The organism is Mycolicibacterium llatzerense (genome assembly GCF_000878195.1).
Classification (GTDB): Bacteria; Actinomycetota; Actinomycetes; order Mycobacteriales; family Mycobacteriaceae; genus Mycobacterium; species Mycobacterium llatzerense.
Map to the genome: position 1 here is coordinate 185,352 of NZ_JXST01000004.1, position 21,277 is coordinate 206,628.

The following is a 21,277-nucleotide window of genomic DNA, read 5'->3' on the forward strand; positions in this document are numbered from 1 at the left end:
CACCCATGATTGTTCGCACCACGGCAGAGATCACCGGAACCGACCGCGACGTGTCAGCCGGAACGTGGCGGTCCAAACGCATCATCCTGGCCGACGACGGGGTCGGATTCTCCTTCCACGAGACCACGATCGAAGCCGGCTCGGTCAGCGAGTTCCACTACCAGCACCACGTCGAGGCAGTGTGGATCACCGAAGGCCGCGGCACGTTGACCAACCTCGACACCGGGGAGCGCCATGCCCTGGGAACGGGCACCATGTATCTCCTCAACGGCCATGAACGACACCAGATCCGCTGCGCCGAGCAACTGCGCATGCTCTGCGTCTTCAACCCTCCGGTCACGGGGCGAGAGGTACACGACGCCAGCGGTGCCTACCCACCCCCGCAGTCGGTCGCATGAGCGCGCCCGGCGCCGCGACCGCGATCGTCGAAGATCGCTACCCGACCCGCCTTGGCCATGCCGTCGAGCCCATTCCCCGCAGCGAACCAGTGGTGTGGGGCGGGAAGGCCGACGGCCCGTTGCCGCCGCACGAACTGGCGCGCTTCGATGAGCTCGGTTATCTCGTCCGCCCGGGCACTCTCACTGATGACCTGATTGGACCGCTGCGCGGCGAAACAGACCGAATCGCAGTAGGTCTCGAGCCGGACGACCCACGGATCATTCGGGAACCACGCGGGTCCATCCGCTCGATCTTCGAACCGCATCTGCTCAGCGCGCTGGTCGCGCAGGTGGTCGATCTGGACACGGTGCTGCCTATCGCGCGCCAACTGCTCGGTAGCGACGTCTATATCCACCAGGCCCGGATCAATCTGATGCCCGGCTTCACCGGCACCGGCTTTTACTGGCATTCGGACTTCGAGACCTGGCACGCGGAGGACGGCATGGCCGACATCCGCGCGGTGTCCTGCTCGATCGCCTTGACGCGCAACTATCCGTACAACGGGTCACTGATGGTGATTCCGGGGTCGCACCACACCTTCTACCCGTGTGTCGGGGCAACCCCGGATAACCACCATGGCACCTCGCTGGTGGCGCAGCAGGTCGGCACGCCCGATGAGACCACCTTGTGCAAGGCGGTCGATCACCACGGTATCGACCAGTTCACCGGCTCGCCCGGGACGGCACTGTGGTTCGACGCGAACCTGCTGCATGGTTCGGGATCGAACATCACACCGCTGCCGCGGTCGAATGTGTTTCTTGTATTCAATTCGGTTGACAACCGACTCGGTGAACCGTTCGCCGCACCGCGGCCGCGGCCCCGATACCTCGCAGCCAGATAACTGCAGCAAGGACGCAACGTAGGCCTGATGCCCGTTACACCATCGTCCCCAGCCGGAAGCGAGGCTCAGGGCGATGGCGCAACTCGACACTCCGAAACGTCGTGGGCTACGCGGCACCGTCGCGCGTCGGGCGTAGATGCAACGTTCCGTCAGTGCCGCGGACCAGCTCTCCTGGTGCGCCACAGGCCAATCTCTCGGCACGGCAACGATATTGGGGCGTCGTCCGCGGGGCGGGGGACAGCCTCATGGAAGAGGCATGTTCTGCGAGCCGGGTGCCTGGGTCTGGTGGTGCCACCGGTCCAGCAGAACGGGGATTTCGGCCAGGAGAAATGTGTAGAAGTCGTGCATCTGGGTCAGCCGCTGCCGTGCTGGGCTGCTGCTGTCGGTGACGGCGATGCCGAGGTCGGCCGCTGAGAGCATGGCCGCGATCGTCTCGTTTTGCGAGGTGAACAGGATCGCCCAGGCATTGTCACGCAGCCGGTAGTGATCGCGGCGACTGCCCGGTGCGGCGACCCGTTCGGCAAGCCCGACGGAGGTGAGCATTTTCAGGGCTCCAGAGATGGCCCCAGCACTGGCATTGAGGGTTGTGGCCAGTTCGCCCATCGTGACGTTGGGCTGTTCGGTGAACAACAACGTGGCCAGCACCCGCGCGGTCATCCGCTGCAATCCGTGGCTGGTCAACACCACAGCGAGCTGCTCGGCCGCATCTTGCAGACCTGAGGACATATCCACGACGAATCCTCCTCACCCCAAACATCCTTCACTATTTTCTGAAAGTTTAGTACAGTCGATTCCGGTGTTCCGGGAAGTCTGGTCGGAGATGTTGCAGCACTGTGTGTGAGGTGGCTGCACCGACCCGAAAGGCACCCGATGTACAGAAAACCACGCGAAAATGCAGCACCGCCGGCGAACACCGACATCATCAGTGTCGAGGGGCTGACGTTTACCTATCCGAACGCACCCCGCCCCGCCGTGCGGGGAATGGATTTCACCGTCGCGCGCGGCGAGATCTTCGGTTTCCTCGGCCCCAGCGGTGCCGGGAAATCGACCACCCAGAAGCTGCTCATCGGACTGCTTCGGGGCCATGGCGGTCAAGCTGCCGTGTGGGGCCGCGATCCGCTGGCGTGGGGCCGCGATTACTACCAGCGCGTCGGGGTTTCCTTCGAACTGCCCAACCACTATCACAAGCTCACCGGCGCCGAGAATCTGCGTTTTTTCGCCTCTCTGTATGACGGACCGACCGTGGACCCGACGGCTTTGTTGGACTCAGTTGGGTTGACTGAGGTCGCCGATACCCGAGTTGGCAAGTATTCCAAGGGAATGCAGATGCGGCTGACCTTCGCACGGTCGCTGATCAACCATCCCGAACTGTTGTTTCTCGACGAGCCGACCTCGGGCCTGGACCCGGTCAACGCACGCAAGGTCAAGGACATCATCCTGGGCCTCAAGGCCGAGGGCCGCACCATCTTCTTGACCACCCACGACATGTCGACCGCCGACGAACTGTGTGATCGGGTGGCGTTTGTCGTCGACGGCGCCATCGTTGCCCTCGACACCCCGGCCGAATTGAAGATCGCCCGCAGTCAACGGCGGGTTCGGGTGCAATACCGCACCAACACCGCGACTTTGGGCACTGCTGAGTTTGCGATGGACGGTCTGGCCGACGATCCGGCTTTTAGTGCAGTCCTGCGCAACCATCACGTCGAGACCATCCATAGTCGCGAAGCCAGCCTCGACGACGTATTCGTCGAGGTGACCGGAACACAGCTGACATGACCCGACTGGCCACCGCCACGCGTCTGGAATTCACCTTGCAGGTCCGGCAGAAGTTCCTGCACGCCGGCGTCTTTTCCGGCCTCATCTGGTTGGCTGTGTTGTTGCCGATGCCGCGCGAACTGCGTCCGGTCGCCGAACCCTACGTGCTGGTCGGCGACATCTCCATCATTGGGTTCTTCTTCATCGGCGCCGCCGTGTTCTTCGAGAAACAGGAACGTACCCTAGGGGCCGTCATCTCTACGCCCTTGCGGTTCTGGGAGTACCTGGCCGCCAAGCTTCTTGTGCTGGTGTCGATCTCATCGTTCGTCGCGATTGTCGTGGTCACGATCGTCGACGGATTCGCATACCACCCGCTGCCGTTGGTCGCAGGCGTGGTCCTGGGAACATTGTTGATGCTGGTGGTCGGCTTCATCACGTCGCTGCCGTTCGGTTCGGTGACCGACTGGTTTCTGGCCGCGACCCTCCCGTTGGCGGTCATGCTGGTGCCACCGCTGATCTTTTACTCCGGGCTGTGGCCCAACCCCGTGCTGTATGTCATCCCCATCCAGGGTCCGCTGCTGCTGCTCGGTGCGGCGTTCGGCCAGGTGACGTTGAGCACCGGCCAGCTCCTGTACGCCGTGGCCTATCCGCTGCTGTGTCTGGTGGGCTTGTGCCGGGCCGCCAAAGTGTTGTTCGACCGCTACGTCATCGAAAGGTCAGGCGCGTGATGACCAACGTGCTGGGATTGCGCTCGACCAAAGCACTGGCTGCATTCGGCCGCAACGATATTCGCGGGACCTACCGTGATCCGCTGCTAGTCATGCTCGTCGTGGCGCCGGTGATTTGGACCACCGGTGTTGCGGTACTCACTCCGAGGGTCACCGACCTGCTGGCCGACCGCTACCAATTCGACCTGGTGCCGTACTACCCGTTGGTTCTCACCGCATTCCTGCTGCTGACCAGCATCATCATTGTCGGCGGGCTGGCGGCCTTCCTTGTGCTCGACGAGATCGACGCCGGCACCCTGACCGCCTTGCGGGTCACCCCGGTGCCCATGTCGACGTTCTTCGGGTACCGCGCCGTCACCGTCATCGCGGTCACCACCATCTACGTGATCGCCACCATGTCCTTCAGCGGAATCCTCGACCCGGGGCTGACCCCGGTCCTGATCCCGATTGGGATCCTCGCGGGCCTGACCGCGGTGACGACGCTGCTACTGATCGTGGCATTCGCCAACAACAAGATTCAAGGCATCGCCATGGTGCGTGCGCTCGGCATGCTGATCGCCGGGCTGCCATGCCTGCCGTGGTTCATCGATTCGCCCTGGAACCTGGCTTTCGCTGTTCTGCCGCCTTACTGGGCAGCCAAAGCCTTCTGGGTCGCTTCCGAGCACGGCAGCTGGTTTCCGTATCTGCTCGGCGGTGTGGCCTACAACCTCGCCATCGCCTGGCTACTCTTTCGCCGGTTCGTCGCCAAGTGCACTTGATGCATGCGCGGTCTGTTCTCCTGGGCCCCGACGTCGTGTCCGACCTTGCGGCCTGTTTGGGCGGCAGAATCCGCTCGATGGGGTCAACCCCGAAAGTAGCCGTCGCGCCGACAGTGTGCGTGTCACCGGCTGCGCTCGCTAGTGAAAAGTATTCATCAGCTATCTATTTCGTCAGCGGCTTTCGGTCGCACTATGTTTCGAGCTTAAGTGCGCCGTGGTCACCGGTGGCAGGTTTCGTAGCGATGAATGAGTGCCTGTTCGCCGACGGTGGGTTGATAGACGGCCAGGTCACGTCGGGTGCATCCGCCGATGGTGACCGCGACCGGACCTCGCGAGACCCCGTAGCCGCCGATGTGACCGGACAGTTGGCTGCCGGCGGTGTAAAGGACCGGAACGGGCAATGTTGCGGCCAGGGGTAGGTGCTGGGTGGCGAGGGCGAGGGCGACGTCAAGGGTGTCGGTGCCTGTTGCTTCGGAAAGCCACACCGGTGGGGTGACAGGTCCGTTGATCTGCATGCTGTCGGTATGAGCGATGGTTTGGTCGGTGGTCAGCCGGCGCCAGAGTTCGAGTTCGGCGGCCGTCGGGAAGCGCCCGGTATACGCGATCTGGTCTTGTGCCCGTGCTGCGCTGACCGTCCAGTTCAGCACCGCCAGATAGGGAAATCGGGCTGCGATGGTGCTGACCGCGCCGGCGATGTCCATGCTGTGGGTGCCCTCGGGAAGCTCGATATCCGCTCGGTTCGAACTTCCGATCTCCCTGGGGCTCAAGTGCGCCAACGGGTGACTGATCGTGGACCGCAGTGCAACAGTGGCCCCCGGCAGTGTGGTGCGCAGGGCAATCCAGTTGCGGGCCTGGTCGAGGATTTGCGCAGTGTTCGCAATCGGCCGGTCGCTGCTGTCTACGGCGAAGACGTTCCAGCCGCGGCGGACCTCGAGTTCGGTGTGGTAGTCGCGGTATCGGCCCGATGCGAGATTTTGGAGGTAGGTATCCACGACCGAGGCCAGCTCGTCGGCGGTGAGGCTTTCTGTGGCGTCGAGGTGGATGGCGAACATTACTGCGCCCTCGGCCCAGTGGTTGGCATAGTCGGCGTGAGCGGCTTGCACCCCGGGCATCGAGCCCAGTTGCGCGCTGAGCCGGTCGACGTCGTCACGGCGGTCGGGCACCCGCGTATCGCATCCGGACAGTGGCACAAGTGACGCCATTATTGCCACGCAGATGGCGGCACGGCGCAGGCGCGTTCCGCCGGGCCCGCGGCTGCGGGCGCTCCTGGGCAGGGTGTCGCCGCGAGGACGGAGGCCGCAGGCGGCCCGCCGTCGTGACGACCGGCGCCAACCTCCAATGATCGCGAACGGCAACTGTTGCATTATGCGATAATAGGTAATGCGCTGAAGTGCCAGCGTGGCCGGGCGCACTCAACACGAGGAGGCCGCATGCACAAACATGGCACGCGAGGATTGTCACGCGGCGGCGGCCGGCGGGTCAACCCATGAAGATCGCCATTGTCGGAGCCGGGATCGCCGGGACCACGGCAGCATTCTGGTTGCACCGCAGTGGTTTCGATGTCACCGTGTTCGAGACGGCGGCCGAGCTGCGCGATGGTGGCTATATCGTCGACTTCTGGGGTGTGGGGTACGAGGTCGCCGAGAAGATGGCTCTCACTGCACAGGTGCACGCAGCTGGCTACGACGTCGAACAGCTCCGTCTCGTCGACCAAGACGGTGGTCGCGTTGGCGGCTTCAACACGCGTGCCCTGCGTCGCATGGCAAACGGACGGTTTACCAGCGTGGCGCGCGGTGACCTGGCGCGCATGATCTTCAACACCGTCGACGGCCAGGTGTCCACCAGATTCGGGTCACGCGTGGTCGACATCGAACAATCCGACGTCGATGTCAAAGTGCGCCCGCACAGCGGGCGACCACAATCCTTCGATTTGGTCATCGGTGCAGATGGCACGCATTCGGCGGTGCGCCGGGCGGTGTTCGGCCCCGATGAGCGGTTCGAAGCCGACCTGGGATACCAGGTGGCGGCGTTCGAGGTCACCGGCTATCGACCACGCGACGAATTGGTCTATCTCGCCCACAGTAGCCCGGGACGCATGATCAGCCGTTTCGCGATGCGGGGTGATCGCACCATGTTTCTCACCGTATTCACCGCCGATCGACTACCCGGCCCCGCCCCGCGCACGACCGACGACATCAAACACGCCCTGCGACAGGTCCTCGGAACAGCGGGGTGGGAATCCCCCCAAATTCTCGCGGCCCTCGAGCACACCGAGGACATCTATTTCGACCGCATGAGCCAGGTCATCATGGACCGGTGGTCTAGCGGGCGGGTCGCGCTGATCGGCGATGCCGCCAGCGCGGTATCGCTGCTAGCCGGGGAAGGCACCGGGTTGGCGATGGCACAGGCGTACGTGCTTGCTGGTGAACTCAACCGTGCCGACACTGATTACGGTCGCGCGTTTGCGCGCCAAGAGCGTTTGCTGCGGGGATTCATCGAAGGAAAGCAAGCCTCCGCTCGCCGCTTTGCCGCAGTGTTCGCCCCGACCACCTCGGTGGGGGTGTGGGCGCGCAATCAGGCCACCAAACTGCTCGCGATGCCCTGGTTAGGTCAGCGGATCTGGCGCCGTGAAATCAGCGACGCGTTGGTGCTGCCGCAGTACGGCATGTAACCAAACCCGTCTCGGCCGCGGTGGGACGCCGACTCGGACATGATTTGCGTTGTGGCGATCAGGACTTCTTCGTACCGCGGATCGCTGGGAACTCACAATCCAACGGACCTTGCGTGGTCAGCGTCAACGAACTACCGCATATGGGCGAGCACCAAATCGGCAAGTCGCTGCGGCTGGTCAAACTGAACGTACGTGCGGGCGTCGTCGACGACTTCCAGCCGCGCGTGAGGCAATGTCTGGGTGAGTCGCGCCGCGTCTGACAGGGGGAAGAAGCGGTCTCGCGCGCCCCACACGACGAGCGCCGGCCACGGAAAATGCCGCAAACATTCGGCGGCGTCGAGCGTGTGCTTGGACGAAATCCCTTGCAGCACAGCACGCAGGTCGGCGCGGATACGGGCGTCCCGCAGGGGCGCAAACCATGTCACGAGCAGTTCGTCAGGCAGTGGCCGGATCGTCAGCGGTACGGCCGTCAGCGCGGCACGTCGATACCACGGCATACGCAACAGCAGGTCAAGGCCGGCGATGAGGCCGGGAACGTAGGCCCCGGCGGCTTCGATGGGGCGAAAAACTGCGGGCGGAAAATGGTCGAACGCATCGCAATTGGTCAGCACCAACCGGTAGACAACGTGAGGATGATGGGCGCACAGAATCTGGCACAAGGCCCCGCCGGTGTCGTTCCCAACCACGGTGACGTCGGTCAACTGCAACCGCTCGATGAATTCGGCGAGTATTGCCGCCAGCGCCGGCGGGGATAGGTCGGCGCCGTTCATCGGTATCGCGTGTGCACCCAGCGGCAGGTCCGGTATGACGCACCTCGCATGTCTTTCGAGCAGGCGAACCAACGGCTCCCACACGGTGCCGTTGACGAACAATCCGTGGACCAGCAGGACGCACGGGCCGCTCCCGCGGTCGTGATAGTGCAGTCGGCCCGCGCCGAGCTCGACTTCGGGAATAGTGCACCTCCCACAAACAAGCCGGACGTCCGTCGAGCAGTATTCGTACAGCGCGCATCCAAACCCAGCGATATGGCTACACAGCAACTGTTGTTATATGCAACACTATACGGCAAGGGCCGGCGCGGATCCGGACAGCGACGTGCGGGAACCACCTGGCTATCAATGCGGCACGGGAGGTGCGCCATGGAGCCGTCGCAACGCGAACAACAGATTCTCGAACAAATCTCGGACGAGTTGGAGCTGGACGCGCCGCGGCTGACCCGCCAGTTCGATGAAATGACCTCCGCGCCCCGAATTCGGCGTCGCCGGCGCACTGCTGCGGCGCTGCTGTTCCTTCTTGGCGTGGCGATGATGGGCGGCGCGGTTTTCGTGGCCCCCGGTATCACTGGCGGCGTGTATTTCGTTGCGGCGTGTAGTTACGCAATGATGTTCGGCGCAGCATTCGGCTGGGTCGCCGTGCCGCCCAAAGCGGTGCTTCGCCGCCGCAAGTAGTCTGCCGAACCGCGCATATCCGCGGCGCCGACGAAGATGGCTCTGGGTTGGTCATGCCGCTGCCGCTACTTGGCCGTGATCGGGCCACGCTGCAAGCGGCTCGACAGGGCGACAGCGCAAGCGGGAACCGCCTTGATTGCGCGGAATCCGTTGTCAATCAACCCTGTCCGCAAATCGTATACAACTAGTTGCACTCGAGTGTCCTTGATGTCAAACTGGAAGCGGCGGGGTGTGGTTGATCACCGGTGCCGACCTTCGAGGTCTGGCTTTGACTTGCGCACAACTGCGTTCTGTTTGGCGCGACGCGAGGCACCCCGCCCCCTTTCGGGGAGTCGGGGTTCGATGCCAGTAGTCGACGAGAAGACCGGATGATCGCTACTCGTACATCACAAGTAGATCGCTGCGTCCAGTTGGTCTGCCCACTGTCGACGATCCGTTCGACTCTGAAGCCAACGCTCGCTGACTTCCGTGCCCACGTGATGAATCCGGTCTAACAACTGGTCGTGCAACTCGGACTGAGCGGCCGCAACCTCATCCAGATGGGCCCGATGTCGATCACGCTCATAGCGACCTGCATGCGCATAGCAGTGCGTCCCAAACGATCCCGAACCGAGGTAGACCGCAGGCGAAGTGCATTGAAGGTCATTGGGACGCACGGTGCCCACGCATTGCGGTCTGGGACCGGCGAAATTCTGTACGCGGTCCGCTGGCGGCAGCTGCCACAGCGCCCGTTCCAGCCGATCGCTCACCGACCGCCCGGGCGGGACCTTTGCAGCGCCGGCGCGCACCGCCGCACTGTGCCGGGCGAATATCGCTTTCGGCCGAGACCAGTCGGCACCCCATCGGGCATCTAGCGTGGCCCCCTGGTGCACCAGGCTGGCTGCTCCGTAAGCGTTGTGCGCACCCTGTGCGGCGACGTGCAGATCCTTCTCGAGTTCATCGAAATTCATGTCCGCGTGATCAGGCAAAGCTTGCAGCACGAGCCGGCACTCCATCAGTCGAATGCGCATTTCGTCGAGCAGTTCCAGCGCCAGATCTGAAGCATTTTCGGCCGGCTCAGGCGAGTATGACGTAGCAAACACCCGAGCAATATACAACTAGTTGTACAGACTTTCGGCGTCCCCACCTAGTGACTAGGGTGCGTGCCGACAAACCCCCGTCACCACGAACCCGAGCGCGCCGCCCAGTGGGTGGCGATCCGAACCGTTGTCGGCGCCCGTATCCGAGCCATTCGCCTGGAACGAGGACTGACACAGGAACAGGTCGCCCTCACTTCCGGTGTGGCCCGACACATGTTGGTCCAAGTGGAACGCGGGCAGCGGGGATTGTTGTACGAACGGCTTTTCGACATAGCCGCCGCTCTCTCGGTGCCCGTCAGCGCACTGCTTGAGGATCGCTAGTCAATCCGGTCCGATCGGTCGCTGGAGGAGGCTGACGCCGCTACTGCCACTGCGGAACGGCCTGCGCTGGTATAGCGGCTGCGGTGGCCGCGCGGATAGATGAACCTGCTCCCGCGGCAAGTAGCGGCAACTCCGCCTAATCCGGTCGCCAGCCGCTGCAGGTTGCATTTCTCCGTGTCGAATTGCATTACCAAATGTCGAATGATGTCGAATTCGGCATTTCGACTCAGAGTTCCGCTAGCGACGGCGCATCCAGTGCCGCCGGACGCCACAACGGTGAAGCACCCTGTAGTGCTTTGGATTTGCAATCTGGAAGGTGGATTGCCACTTGTGGTGAGCTTTGTGCGGCAGTCGGCTGGTTTTTAAGGTTCGTCGGTGAAAGACCGGATGTGCGCCAACGCCATGTCGATGGCAATCGCCATCGGATCGGGGTTGCGACTAGCTTGCGCTCGCACGTAGCCGCCCTGCACTCCCGCAATCAGGCCGGTGGCAAGCTTTTCCGGATCCGCGTCGCTGCGCAACCGCCCATCGTTCTGTAATCGCCGAAGTGCTGAGGCCACCAGGCCGCGCCATGCGGCAAAGCAGCCCGCCGCATGTTCACGAGCGGATTCATCTCGATCCGCCAGGCCGGAGATCATCACGGCCAATGCGGGGATGGATTCGTCGTTCAATTGACTGCCTGCCTGGACAAGGCTGTCGCGCCATTCGCCGAATGACGTCAAGCTCGTCACCTTCGACAGCTGCGCTCGTTGGGCCGTCAACAGCGCTTCGACCTGATCATCACGGAGGGAACGCGTGGAGTCTTCCTCGCCGAAAATGTCTATCTACCTCCACTTTCGAACCTTCAGGGGAATGGGTGCGGCGACATCGTTATCGGTTCCGGAGCGCTGGGTTGGCGGGGTTGCCCAGCTGTGATGGTCACGCTAGCTTGGCGCAACCATCGCGTAGCTTTAGGTAGAGACATAGACACAAAACGGACTATATAGTCCCTTTTGTCTGTGTTGGTACCGGCATCACCGATAGGACGCAGTCGCGGCATGCCCGCAGCGCCGCATGCCGCGGCCGATTTGTCAGGCGCAATTGCGCGCCTGTGAGGAATGCGGGCACCGCTGAACGTTGTGGGCGGGTTCGCCAGTCGCAGGCGCGATGACACTGCCAGGCGCAGTGCCTGCACCAGGAGCGCACCGAGCCGCACTGCACACCGGCTTGGCGGCCATTTGCGGACCCTGCCGTCCATATATGGAGCTATTCTGTATGAAACCGACTCGCCTCAGGTGAACCCGGCTCAGGTCGCATCGGCGTCGGATCGTGGCTAGGCAGGAGCTATGGGTAACCGTAACGGTGATTTGGTAGGTGGCCCCCATCATGCCGGGGTCGGGACGCATGTTCGGGCTGCGTCGATTAGCTCTGACCGCTCGGTCCAGCCGGTAATGTTGTGCCAATGATCGGCGGCGAGCAGCAGGCGCGGCGGAGAACAACCGCACGCGGAGAGGCTACCCGAGCCCGGATGATCTCGTCCGCCGCGGAGCTCATGTATGTTCGCGGCGTCAATGCGGTCACCCTCGATGATGTGCGGGCCGCTACTGGCACCAGCAAATCTCAGCTGTATAAGCATTTCCCGGGCGGCAAGCCTGAATTGGTGCGTGCGGTAGTGGCAATGCGTGGCGAGCAGGTCTTGGCGCGTGAAGGTCAGCGGCTGGCGAGGCTGAAATCGATAAGCGGCCTGCGGCGGTGGCGTGACGCGCTCATTCAGGGCGCCGCGCTCCAAGGCGGTGCGTACGGCTGTGCGCTGGGTAACTTGGTCGTCGAGCTCGCGGACGTGGACGATGAGGCGCGCACGTCGCTGTCAGAACATTTCGCCAGTTGGGAAGGGCTGCTCGCGAACGGGTTTCGACGCATGGTTGATGACGGTAGCCTTCCAATGAGTGCTGATCCCGACGCGCTGGCGACGGGCCTGATGGCGGCGCTGCAGGGTGGTTATCTGCTGGCCCAAGCCGAACATGACGTCGCTCCGATGGCCACCGCACTCGACATGGCGCTGGCTCACATCGAAAGTCTGGCCGACGCCGCCGCGGCCCGCAAAAAGGTAACGACGACCGCGGCGGCGGCCAGCGTGCCGGCCGCGACACGTAGGGCGGCCGGCACGCCGCACAAGTCGACGCCTACGCGCCGTGTGCGCACCGCGAAGACCGGCGGTAGCGCCGCAACCAAACGCTAAGCGGCGCACGTTCTTCCGTGATGCGCTGCCAGGCGTACCGCGACCGCGCCGACTTGTGAGTTCACTCAATCGCGTGCCACTAAGACGTCAAACAAGGTTGTGCAGCAGGATTCGCCAGTCGGCTGCTGACGTCGATCGAGAAGTGATGAGCTGAAATCCGTAGGCCCTTGTGCATGTATAGCCGGTGCGCGATCAGCGTTGACACCTGAGTCGAGGTGAACCTGCGTGCACCGGCGACGTTTGGCTTCCGCCCCACTGCAGCAGCTCGTCTGCGTATCCCGTTCCCTCGCGCGGTTTCCATGGTGCTCAGATCATCGATGTACATGTAGTGGCCGAATGCCGTGGACCACATCTCGCGAAGGCCGACAACGGATGACGCCGCGTGTGAGTGATACTCGAACACTCCAACGAGTCGGTAGCCGCTCGGTCTGAGATGGGTGTCGGCCGCGGTGGCGATCGCGTCCGCGGTCTCGCATCGGAGCCGAAGCAGCAACAGGGCTTCCGCGGCGAGCGCGGTGTCGCCTTGCAAGATTTCGCGTATCTGTTTCACCGTCTACCTCCGATCGGGCTAGCACCGGTCATTTGGCGGTGTAAGTGTGTTGAGGTACGCATCCGAAAACTGTGCAGTGAGGGTGTTTTCGTCGGCCGCGCCGTAGGTGTAGGCAGGGGAGAACACTGGACGTACCTGTTCGATCTTCAGGACAACCGCATGGTTTGCCGGATAGCCCGGCCCGTTGCGGTCTTGCAACCAGTGATTGAGCCAGGCATGCACGCTGCTGCCGGGTGAATGTACTTCCGCGGCACCGCTGAACCGGTATCCGCGCCTCCGCAGTAAATCGATGACGACAATCTCGATGCGTGGATTGCGTGCCAGGTTCTCGATGGTCCCAGGTGAGGCGATGTCCATGAATGCGACGCGATCGTCGTCATAGACGTGCAGGGAGCCTTTCGGGGACAGATTGGGGGAACCGTCCTGGTTGACCGTGGCGACGAAAGCCAGCTTGGCGCTTTCGATGATGTCCCACATGTCGTGGTCGAGGGCGGTCATGTCAATTCCTTCTCTAGTTTGCGCCCGTGTCGGCGCAGGTGGTCGAGACTGAGGATGTCTTTGCCCGGCGGGCGGAGGACAAGAAGCATGGCGGCCGCGGCGGCACTGAACACCGATGCGCTCAGCGGAGTTTCAAAGCCGGAGAAGAGGAACATCGAGGCCGCAAACGCGAGCAGCGTGCCGGCGCTGGCCCATGCGACCCCACCGCACCCCGACGCCGACAAGCGGGAGAGCGCCGAGCACGATTTCGATCAATGTGGAGGACCAAGCCACAACACTGACCAGTCCCGCCGGCAGATATGGGGCGAGCTCGCCCACATATTGAACGAAGGCGTGAAAGTCTCCCCAAGCGACGTGGTCTGAGCCGGTGATCCCCCACCCTCCGAAGCGGTCTGCCACTGCGGACAGAAACCCCGAACCCAATGCCAATCGAGTGAAGAGTGTTGCCGCCCAATATGGTCGAGGCGTTCTGGCAAGGCGACACCACGCGTTGCGTGTGCAGTCCACAGGACCAACTTTCTTCGGATCTGGAGTGCAAGGGGGGCATGATGCTGCCGGAGGCAGGGCCCGTCACCCTTTTGTGGCGGGCCCTGCAGCTCGTCGTGGGCCTGCCGTCCTGAGCTCGGGGCGGCTAACGGCTCACAGCGCTACGACCGGCCAGTCGTTGTCGACACGCGCCATGATGTTGAAGTAGTTGGTCAGCGTGTTCAGCGCGAGATTGGCCACTACTTCGCCGATTTCCTCGTCGGTGACCCCGGCTTCACGGGCGGCGGCGATGTCTGCGTCGGCGACATCGCCGGCGTTCTCAGCGATGGTGTTCGACAGTTTCAACAGGGCGGCCACGTGCGGGTCGGCGGATTGGCCTTTTCGGGCGTCCTCGAGCTCGCCGGCGTCGAGTTTGGTGATGTTGGCGCCGATATACGTGTGCGACGACAGGCAGTATTCGCATCCGTTGAGCTGCGCCGTCGCGATGGCCAGACGCTGACGGACGGCCGCAGGCAGTTTGCCAGTGCCCACCGCAGAGAACAGCGCCAAGTAGGTCTTGAGCAGCGTGGGACTGTTCGCCATGGCTTTGGTCATGTTGGGGGTCGAGCCGAGCGCTTTCTGTACCTGCGTCAAGAGCTCAGCAGCTGTGCCGGATGCTGCCTCGGGTTCGATGAGAGCGAAGTGGGTCATGGTGTTTCCTTTCGATCGATTGATATGGCGGTGGGGTTGATTCGTCGCGGGCGGTCGATGGTGAAGTTGCTGTATCTGCACCTCCTGGACGTCGGTGGTGTGGGAGCGTTGATCAGCACGAAGGCACTCGTTGGTCGATAGCCAGGCGTATTGGCTCCGGTTTGACCGCACGGGCATCCTCGAGTTCCGGTCAATGCCTGCTGATCTGCAGAGGGTGACCGCTCGCTACGTGACCGCTGCTGGCCGCGACCGACGCTCTGATCGGCGAAGCCCTGTATATCTGCGGCTAGACGAATTCGAGCAGGTCGCTGACGGGGCGGCGCGGCTTCTGTGGCCAGTTCTCCGGGCGCTTCGCCCCGATTGACAGCAGCATCACCGGCACTTCGTCCTGTGCTAACCCGAACTCTCGGGCAACCGACTCTGCATCGAATCCAATAATCGGTGTCGAACCCAGGCCCAGCGCGTTGGCTGCGTAGACCATGGCGGTTGCGCCAATGGATCCGGTACGTACTGCTTCGTCACGCTGGCGAAGCGGACTGTCTGCGTACAGGCCGCGGGCTGCCTCTTGCCACTCTGGCACGGCGGCGGCCGGCATGATGCCTGCCTCCACCACCGGGGCCAGGCGCTCAGGCACCGTCGTGTGATCCGCCAACTGACCACAGATGATGAAGGTCACTGCCGCCGCGGTGATCTTGGGCTGGTCCCATGCGATCGACCGTAGGCGTGCTTTGGCCTCGGGCGTTCGAACGGCGATGAAACGCCAATTCTGCAAATGGAACGAGGTGGGCGCGGTGGTCGCGACGCGTACCAAGTTGTGGATCTGGTCATCGGACAGGTTGAACCCAGGATTGTAGAGGCTGGTCGTGCTACGGCTCATGAGGCTGTCGATGACGGGGTTGCTGAAGGTGATGTCAATAGTCACGGCGATTCCTTACCAACGTGGGAACGAAAGACTTGCGTGGCGCGGGGCGCCTCACCCACATTATAACGGACTATTTAGTCCTTTTATGCCCGAGTCAATACCGTTCTATCCAACAAGCGCCGCAGCCCAAGGCCGAGAGACGCAGCCCCACCTAAAACAACACGCCGAGAATCGGTAGCCAGCGGTCTGGAACACCAGCTCAACTGGGTGCCGCGGAAAATCGACCCACCGAAGGCCTCGAACTTCGATTGGTCGGTGACATGTCCTGCTGCAGACCCTTTGCGCATGCCTCAGGGGATCGGCCGGCCCCGAGAGGCGAGCGTAAATCACTGGTGTATAGAACGTTTCAGCGGAGCCTGCCGCTCTCGCGAATATCGCTGACCCCTGTATAAGTCCTGCTTCTAGCCAACGACCCCCACCCTGTCATGGGGCCACAACGACCGGCTGCCCGCGTGTAAGGTCCGTGCCGTAACAGAACACCCGGCGCGGGCCCACTGCGCAAAGCCGAGTGTGATCACCGCACGAACCGAGCAGTTTGACCAGCTTGAGATCGCGTGCAGTTCGAGATGCCCGCCCGGGCACCACAGTCCCAACCTCGGAATACTATGGACCAGTTAGTCCGTTCTAGATGGTGTTGCCGATCCCGCAGCACAAACCGATAGGAAGGTAGCCAGAAACATGTCATTCAAAACAAACACCCTCCCAGCCGCACTGCGGAACGCCGAACCCGCGGTGAAATCGACCGGCTGGATACTGGCCCGCTACGGGCTAGCGCTGGTCATCGGCTGGATCGGAGTCTGCAAGTTCTACCCGTACGAGGCGCACAACATCGAACCACTGGTTGCCAACAGTCCCTTCATGGGATGGCTCTACACCGTGTTCAGCGTGCAGACGTTTTCAACGATGCTCGGCGTGCTGGAAATCGCTACCGCACTCCTCATTATCGCCAAGCCCCGGTTCCCCGCACTGTCGGCGGTCGGAAGCACAGTGGCTGTCCTGCTGTTCGCGAGCACCCTCTCCTTCTTGTTCACCACACCCGGAGTTGGCGAACCGTCTGCCGGCGGATTTCCCCTGCTGTCGATGACTGGACAGTTCCTCATCAAAGATGTTGTGCTGATCGGTGTTTCGGTGCTGACCCTGGCCGACTCCATCGGCGCTATCGTCCATGGCGCTGCGGAATCGCCCAAGTAGGCCCGCTCGCTTCTGGCTCGACGACCGCTTGAGCCAGAAGCAGTAGGGCAGCCGCACACCCCCTCGACATAGCGCCAAGCAACTGATAAGGCCGCCGCGCCGATGAAACCGCCACTGACGGTCGGGCCATGTTGCCACGCAACACAATTCACAACAACTGACACCACAGCCGACACACCAGGCCTGAGCGGGCACAAGACGCGCAACAACATCGAACCGACAGAAAGACAGCCAACGTGTTCATCAAGATACTGCTCCCCGCATTGCTCTCGGCAGCCATGCTCATCCCCACCGCCAATGCACAGCCAGCTCCACCAAACTCGGAGCAAGAGCCCGCCGTGCAGCCGGTGTTCAACGAGGCGACCAACGTCCCGGGCAAAATGATGGAAGCGGTGACCGTCAGCTACCCGCCAGGCGGAAAGAGCGCCGCCCATCACCACGCCAAATCGGCATTCATCATGGCGTACGTGATTTCCGGCGCGGTCCGCAGTCAAGTCGAGGGCGAGCCGGCACGGGTCTATCACGCCGGAGAGACATGGAGCGAAAGGCCGGGTGCGCATCACGTCATCAGTGAAAACGCCAGCGCAACAGAGCCTGCCGAACTGCTCGCAGTGTTCGTGCTCGATGTCGGCGACGGCCCACTCAGCGTCGACGACGCCGTAGAGCGCTGACCCGTCAGCGGAACTCCGCGGAGCGTAACTTGGGCCTGGCCCTCACCACTACACGGCCCAAATCACCGCTCGACGACACGTGCGCAGTCGATCACCCCGACCCCGGGGCCGCCCTTCGAGCAAATGGCGACAGCACACCATCTGAGCCCTCCAACCGACCGTTCGATGTACCGCTTGAGGGCACAAGACCAGCAAAACGAAGCCACACAATCTGGAAAGGACCATCATGAAAATTGTTGTCATCGGAGGCCGCGGCCTCATCGGCTCCAAAGTCGCGACCAATCTGACCGCGCAAGGGCACGACATCGTCGCCGCGTCGCGCAGGTCAGGCGTGGACGCACTCACCGGCGACGGCCTTGCGGACACCCTGACAGGCGCCGACGTGGTAGTCGACGTCTCCGACTCACCATTGTTTGACGACGAGCCGGTCATGCATTTCTTCACCACGACGACGAAGAATCTCCTCGCCGCCGAACGCGTGGCCGGAGTCGGACACCACGTGGCCCTCTCGGTGGTCGGCGCGCACACCACGCCCGATAGCGGCTACAACACCGCCAAAGGCGCTCAGGAAATCCTGATCAGAGATTCCGGCCGGCCCTACTCGATCGTTCGCGCTACCCCGTTCTACGAATTCGTGGGCGGCTTGGCTGATTCCGCCACAGAGGGGAACATCGTGACACTGCCACCTGCGGTTTTTCGTCCGATCGCCGCCGACGATGTCGCGACCGCTGTGGCCCGTGCAGCTGTTGGAAGTCCCATCAATGGGGTGGCCGAGGTAGTCGGGCCGGAGGCCATCAGAATGGACGACTTTGTCCGCACAGGGCTCGCGGCCTCTGGCGACGATCGCCAGGTCGTGACCGACCCCAACGCGCCGTACTTCGGTGCCGTGATCGACGATCACTCCCTCGCATCAAACGACACCGCTATCACCTTCACGACGCGTTTTTCTGACTGGCTCGAGACACACGCCACCCGACACTGCTAGATAACGCACGAGATGCGGAACGGGCCGGCTGCCTACAACGATGTAGGCGGCCGGCCCGCAGGTTTCTTTAACGGTGCGCCAGTCGCCATGCGGCGGGCCCGCGCACACGTCAATGTCGAATCGGCCCCGCCCGCGCGTCACCGTGGACCATATGCCCAAATCAGCCATTGGCAGTGCGGGAAAACAACCCGAACGCTGCGCTGCAGAGGTGCGCAGGGTCCCCGGTTCGCCACCACAACCAAACGGCTCAGCGTACGGTCATCCGACTTTCTATGGACTAAATAGTCCGTTATGCTGGATCGAATCTGAGTGGAGCAGCGAGATGCGGCGGGGTGAAATCCACAAACGATGAGGTCCAACAGAGCGCCGGACAGCGCGTGAGCCGGCATACCGCTGTAGCGGTGACCGACGCGATAAGGCCACACGGTTCGAGGTCATGAGATGGAGACACGGGTCGAAATCCGCCATCTCCGGGCCTTCGTCGCAGCCGTTGAGGCCGGGAGCTTCTCGGCTGGCGCCCGCAGCCTCAATGTAAGCCAGCCTGCGCTCTCGCAGAACATCGCCGCATTGGAGGAGGCGCTGGGCCTCCGCCTGGTTGATCGCGGTCCGAGTGGCGTGGCCCCCAGTCCGGCGGGGTCAGTGTTCCTTTGTGAAGCCCGTAATTTGGTCAGCCGGTTCGAGCAGGCTTTGGCGTCCGCGTCGAGTTTCTCACCAACAGCCAGCCGTGGCCTACGCATCGCAGTCCCGTTCGAGATGACGATTCAGCCGCTGACCGACGCTTTGTCGAAGCTGGCGGCGTCACCGTTTCGCGGCACACGCGTTGAAATCAGGCAGCTTTCATGTCCGCAACAACTGGCAGCGCTGAAGGATGGCGAGCTTGATCTCGCGCTGGTGAGGGAACGCCCAGTCGGCGAAGGCCTGGACGTAGCGATCGTCACCGAGGAGCCCATGGGCGCCCTGGTCGCCGCCCAGCAAGCCAAGGACCTGAAACTCGAGTCTTCAAAACTGCGACTCGATGACTTGGCGAGCTTGGCGTGGTTGAGTTTCCCCAAATCCAACAGCCCAGCCTGGCATGACCACGTCACAGCGGTCCTGCGTAACCACGGCATTGGATTCTGTGCTCAAGCGGCTCAAGCGACCGAATTGGTACCAGAAGTCAAACTCGCCCAGCTGAGCCTCGGGGGAAGGTTCGCGCTCGCAGCCCGCAGCAGCGTGCAAGGGCTACCGGGAGCACTGGTATGGCTCCCACTCGTTGGCGAACCGTTGATACGTCGGACCTGGGTCGCGTGGCCAGAGTGGTCACGGCGTCGTGACTTGGCATTGCTTGTTGGAGCGATGGAGGCCGGTCAGCGGCTCATCTACCTGCCGCCATGATCGACACTGACTTCCAAGAAGACGGCACGAACTGTCGTGCGCCGCTATCGCAGGAACGCGAAACTCGCCGGTGATCTGCCAGATCGGAGGGCGGGGCCCTGTGCATATGAGGCATCACATGCTCTCTAACATCAGTGATTGCCGGGCGCCGGCTCGTCACCAGTCGAGCCGTCGAACGCGACGCCGAAGCCGCGACGACGCCATGAAAATGTTCGAGCGATTCAAACCGATGCTCGGGGCGGTGCTCCGTCTCTTCGAACTCGTAGCGGGAAGAATTGGCGGTAATGAGTACAGGCGGCAAGTGTTGCGGCAAGTGTCGCACTCACGGGCTTGGCGAACCAATACACGCACACGGCCTCGCGACGCCGCGGATCGTTTAGATGACTAGGTAAGCAGGCCGATCATGTCAACGATGGCTTCTTCCAGTCGTTCTCGCGGGTCGCCCTTCAACTCGCCGCAGTACTGGCCTTTGTGCAATACGGATTTGTCGAGCGGTTGGACGGCCGGAACTCGAATCCAACAGTCTTGCGGGAGGTTTCCCGCACCCTTGGGCGCATGGACGCAATACTCCGTCGCCTGATCGTCATCAGTTGAAGTCGGGCATCCGACGACGTACTTCCAATCGTCGCTGTAGCAGACCTCGCGATTGCTCAGCACCACGAAGTAGCGCTTTTTATTGGTGTCCTTCTGATTTCGATCATCCGGGTGAGGGTGTAAACGCAAGTCGGTGTCGAGCACCTGGTAGACCCCACGGTATTGAATAGTCTTCAGCGCCACTTATCAGTGCTCTCCAAGGAGCCCGGAGGTGCCGGCAGCGCGGAGTTCGCTCCAGTCGTCGATTTCGCCGACGATACCCGCATCACCAACAGGATTCCGCCGAACTTCTCCGCGATCGCGGCGCCGCTTGCTCAACTTGTTCATCGAGCGGCGAAGCTTCGGGGGTTGCAGATCGGCGAAGTACCGCTTGATCGCTTGATCCGGGATCGCTGTGTGATCCTCGCCTGGGACCCGCACCTGATCCCAGGGGCTTCCCGGCCAGTGGACGTCATCCCAAAGCTCCGAGAATGACCAGTTGCCGTAGTCGGACCACGCTCTTTCGAGGGCTGCAAGGGCATCGTCGTCAATCCGCGATGCGATCGCGTCGCGGTTGATCGCGACATTCGTGATTACGCCGGACCCAAAGTCACTGAAGGCACGGTATGCGGTTGGGCAGACCGGGCCGTGGTCCCATGCCTCGAAATGCTCGCTGATTAGCGGCGTTCCGGAAGTGGCTAGTAGGTCGCCGTGCGCGTAGTAGAGCAACTTCTGAATCTGGAAGTTCGTCAGCGCTTGCCCGTCGTCGGATGCCGCCGCGATCAGCCACCTTGCGGCATCGACCGGTTTCACCGTCACCCGAAACTCACCTCCACAGCCCGCAGACTTGACACCAGTGTAACTAAACGTTGTGACACTGCCGGCAGGCATGACGGCAAGCAAGGGGTGAAGTGGTGTTGAAACCGTCCCACATGAGCGCAAAGTCGATCCGCCTAGGGCGTGTCTCCCGAATGTGAGGGTGTTATCGGCGACGATTGATCGGTGACACGGATGGATGTGATTTCTGACGAGTTCTGGGCTGTCGTGGAACCCTTGATGCCCTCGCATGAAGGCAAGCGG

The 21,277-nt window shown here is 62.5% G+C and carries 24 protein-coding genes; 14 read left to right on the top strand and 10 right to left on the bottom strand.

The genetic code is table 11. The annotated features are described in order from the left end of the window. Positions 1–5 precede the first annotated feature (5 nt). Both TL10_RS04350 and thpD read left to right on the top strand, forming a co-directional pair. Positions 6–398 carry an ectoine synthase gene (locus tag TL10_RS04350; protein WP_043984640.1) on the top strand — a complete coding sequence of 131 codons (393 nt, stop codon included), beginning with the start codon at positions 6–8 and terminating at the stop codon, positions 396–398. Further along, positions 395–1,279: an ectoine hydroxylase gene (gene thpD / locus TL10_RS04355; protein ID WP_043984641.1), complete on the top strand. Its 885-nt coding sequence runs from the start codon at positions 395–397 to the stop codon at positions 1,277–1,279. Before TL10_RS04350 ends, thpD begins: the two co-directional genes overlap by 4 nt. Before the next feature lie 243 nt (positions 1,280–1,522). Here thpD and TL10_RS04360 read toward each other — a convergent pair whose 3' ends face one another. Continuing rightward, positions 1,523–1,993, bottom strand: coding sequence for a GbsR/MarR family transcriptional regulator (locus tag TL10_RS04360; RefSeq protein ID WP_192830174.1), 471 nt, complete (start codon positions 1,991–1,993; stop codon positions 1,523–1,525). A 156-nt stretch (positions 1,994–2,149) separates the two neighbouring features. Here TL10_RS04360 and TL10_RS04365 point away from each other — a divergent pair, with 156 nt between their 5' ends. Genes TL10_RS04365 through TL10_RS04375 form a run of 3 tightly spaced genes read left to right on the top strand, consistent with a single transcriptional unit; the run spans position 2,150 to position 4,520 of the window. Continuing rightward, positions 2,150–3,055 carry an ABC transporter ATP-binding protein gene (locus TL10_RS04365; protein ID WP_043984643.1) on the top strand — a complete coding sequence of 302 codons (906 nt, stop codon included), beginning with the start codon at positions 2,150–2,152 and terminating at the stop codon, positions 3,053–3,055. Next, entirely contained in the window at positions 3,052–3,762 is a 711-nt protein-coding gene (locus TL10_RS04370; RefSeq protein WP_043984644.1) for a fluoroquinolone export ABC transporter permease subunit, read from the top strand. The genes TL10_RS04365 and TL10_RS04370 overlap by 4 nt, the downstream gene beginning before the upstream one ends. Beyond that, positions 3,762–4,520: an Rv2686c family ABC transporter permease subunit gene (locus TL10_RS04375; protein ID WP_043984645.1), complete on the top strand. Its 759-nt coding sequence runs from the start codon at positions 3,762–3,764 to the stop codon at positions 4,518–4,520. The genes TL10_RS04370 and TL10_RS04375 overlap by 1 nt, the downstream gene beginning before the upstream one ends. 218 nt (positions 4,521–4,738) lie before the next feature. Here TL10_RS04375 and TL10_RS04380 read toward each other — a convergent pair whose 3' ends face one another. Then, on the bottom strand, positions 4,739–5,683 hold the full coding sequence (locus TL10_RS04380) for a hypothetical protein (RefSeq protein ID WP_043984647.1): 945 nt from the start codon (positions 5,681–5,683) through the stop codon (positions 4,739–4,741). A gap of 323 nt (positions 5,684–6,006) precedes the next feature. Between TL10_RS04380 and TL10_RS04385 the strand changes: the two genes are divergently transcribed. Continuing rightward, positions 6,007–7,191, top strand: coding sequence for an FAD-binding domain (locus tag TL10_RS04385; protein ID WP_043984648.1), 1,185 nt, complete (start codon positions 6,007–6,009; stop codon positions 7,189–7,191). Positions 7,192–7,322: 131 nt separating this feature from the next. Here the strand turns inward: TL10_RS04385 and TL10_RS04390 are convergent, their stop codons facing one another. Continuing rightward, positions 7,323–8,231, bottom strand: a complete 909-nt coding sequence (locus TL10_RS04390) for an alpha/beta fold hydrolase (RefSeq protein WP_082067834.1) — start codon at positions 8,229–8,231, stop codon at positions 7,323–7,325. Positions 8,232–8,330: 99 nt separating this feature from the next. Between TL10_RS04390 and TL10_RS31165 the strand changes: the two genes are divergently transcribed. Further along, positions 8,331–8,639 carry a DUF3040 domain-containing protein gene (locus tag TL10_RS31165; protein ID WP_043984649.1) on the top strand — a complete coding sequence of 103 codons (309 nt, stop codon included), beginning with the start codon at positions 8,331–8,333 and terminating at the stop codon, positions 8,637–8,639. 386 nt (positions 8,640–9,025) lie between these two features. Here TL10_RS31165 and TL10_RS29995 read toward each other — a convergent pair whose 3' ends face one another. Further along, complete coding sequence (locus tag TL10_RS29995) at positions 9,026–9,721, bottom strand: hypothetical protein (RefSeq protein ID WP_082067835.1); 696 nt, start codon at positions 9,719–9,721, stop codon at positions 9,026–9,028. A 60-nt stretch (positions 9,722–9,781) separates the two neighbouring features. Between TL10_RS29995 and TL10_RS04400 the strand changes: the two genes are divergently transcribed. Then, on the top strand, positions 9,782–10,039 hold the full coding sequence (locus tag TL10_RS04400) for a helix-turn-helix domain-containing protein (protein WP_043984650.1): 258 nt from the start codon (positions 9,782–9,784) through the stop codon (positions 10,037–10,039). Positions 10,040–10,401: 362 nt separating this feature from the next. Here TL10_RS04400 and TL10_RS04405 read toward each other — a convergent pair whose 3' ends face one another. Continuing rightward, a complete protein-coding gene (locus TL10_RS04405; protein ID WP_131630672.1) occupies positions 10,402–10,761 on the bottom strand; it encodes a TetR family transcriptional regulator C-terminal domain-containing protein in 360 nt (119 codons plus the stop codon). A gap of 719 nt (positions 10,762–11,480) precedes the next feature. Between TL10_RS04405 and TL10_RS04410 the strand changes: the two genes are divergently transcribed. Next, positions 11,481–12,257: a TetR/AcrR family transcriptional regulator gene (locus TL10_RS04410; RefSeq protein ID WP_082067836.1), complete on the top strand. Its 777-nt coding sequence runs from the start codon at positions 11,481–11,483 to the stop codon at positions 12,255–12,257. A gap of 568 nt (positions 12,258–12,825) precedes the next feature. Here TL10_RS04410 and TL10_RS04420 read toward each other — a convergent pair. Then, positions 12,826–13,305, bottom strand: a complete 480-nt coding sequence (locus TL10_RS04420) for a pyridoxamine 5'-phosphate oxidase family protein (protein ID WP_043984651.1) — start codon at positions 13,303–13,305, stop codon at positions 12,826–12,828. Positions 13,306–13,392: 87 nt separating this feature from the next. Between TL10_RS04420 and TL10_RS30870 the strand changes: the two genes are divergently transcribed. Further along, positions 13,393–13,668 (top strand): hypothetical protein, encoded by a 276-nt coding sequence (locus TL10_RS30870; RefSeq protein ID WP_131630673.1) that lies wholly within the window; start codon positions 13,393–13,395, stop codon positions 13,666–13,668. A gap of 276 nt (positions 13,669–13,944) precedes the next feature. On the opposite strand, the gene TL10_RS04430 is transcribed toward TL10_RS30870, so the two are convergent. Both TL10_RS04430 and TL10_RS04435 read right to left on the bottom strand, forming a co-directional pair. Next, complete coding sequence (locus TL10_RS04430; protein WP_043984652.1) at positions 13,945–14,481, bottom strand: carboxymuconolactone decarboxylase family protein; 537 nt, start codon at positions 14,479–14,481, stop codon at positions 13,945–13,947. A 286-nt stretch (positions 14,482–14,767) separates the two neighbouring features. Continuing rightward, positions 14,768–15,403, bottom strand: a complete 636-nt coding sequence (locus TL10_RS04435) for a nitroreductase family protein (RefSeq protein ID WP_202813113.1) — start codon at positions 15,401–15,403, stop codon at positions 14,768–14,770. Between the two features lie 678 nt (positions 15,404–16,081). On the opposite strand from TL10_RS04435, the gene TL10_RS04440 reads away from it, so the two are divergent. The 4 genes from TL10_RS04440 (at position 16,082) to TL10_RS04455 (ending at position 19,624) form a co-directional block, all read left to right on the top strand. Further along, positions 16,082–16,594 (top strand): YkgB family protein, encoded by a 513-nt coding sequence (locus tag TL10_RS04440; RefSeq protein WP_043984653.1) that lies wholly within the window; start codon positions 16,082–16,084, stop codon positions 16,592–16,594. A gap of 236 nt (positions 16,595–16,830) precedes the next feature. Continuing rightward, positions 16,831–17,265, top strand: a complete 435-nt coding sequence (locus TL10_RS04445) for a cupin domain-containing protein (RefSeq protein WP_043984654.1) — start codon at positions 16,831–16,833, stop codon at positions 17,263–17,265. A gap of 226 nt (positions 17,266–17,491) precedes the next feature. After that, positions 17,492–18,250: an SDR family oxidoreductase gene (locus TL10_RS04450; protein WP_043984655.1), complete on the top strand. Its 759-nt coding sequence runs from the start codon at positions 17,492–17,494 to the stop codon at positions 18,248–18,250. Positions 18,251–18,691: 441 nt separating this feature from the next. Continuing rightward, positions 18,692–19,624, top strand: coding sequence for a LysR family transcriptional regulator (locus tag TL10_RS04455; protein WP_043984656.1), 933 nt, complete (start codon positions 18,692–18,694; stop codon positions 19,622–19,624). 384 nt (positions 19,625–20,008) lie between these two features. Here TL10_RS04455 and TL10_RS04460 read toward each other — a convergent pair whose 3' ends face one another. Beyond that, positions 20,009–20,401 (bottom strand): type II toxin-antitoxin system PemK/MazF family toxin, encoded by a 393-nt coding sequence (locus tag TL10_RS04460; protein WP_043984658.1) that lies wholly within the window; start codon positions 20,399–20,401, stop codon positions 20,009–20,011. Positions 20,402–20,404: 3 nt separating this feature from the next. Next, entirely contained in the window at positions 20,405–21,016 is a 612-nt protein-coding gene (locus TL10_RS29440; RefSeq protein ID WP_052506304.1) for a Panacea domain-containing protein, read from the bottom strand. Positions 21,017–21,277 lie beyond the last annotated feature (261 nt).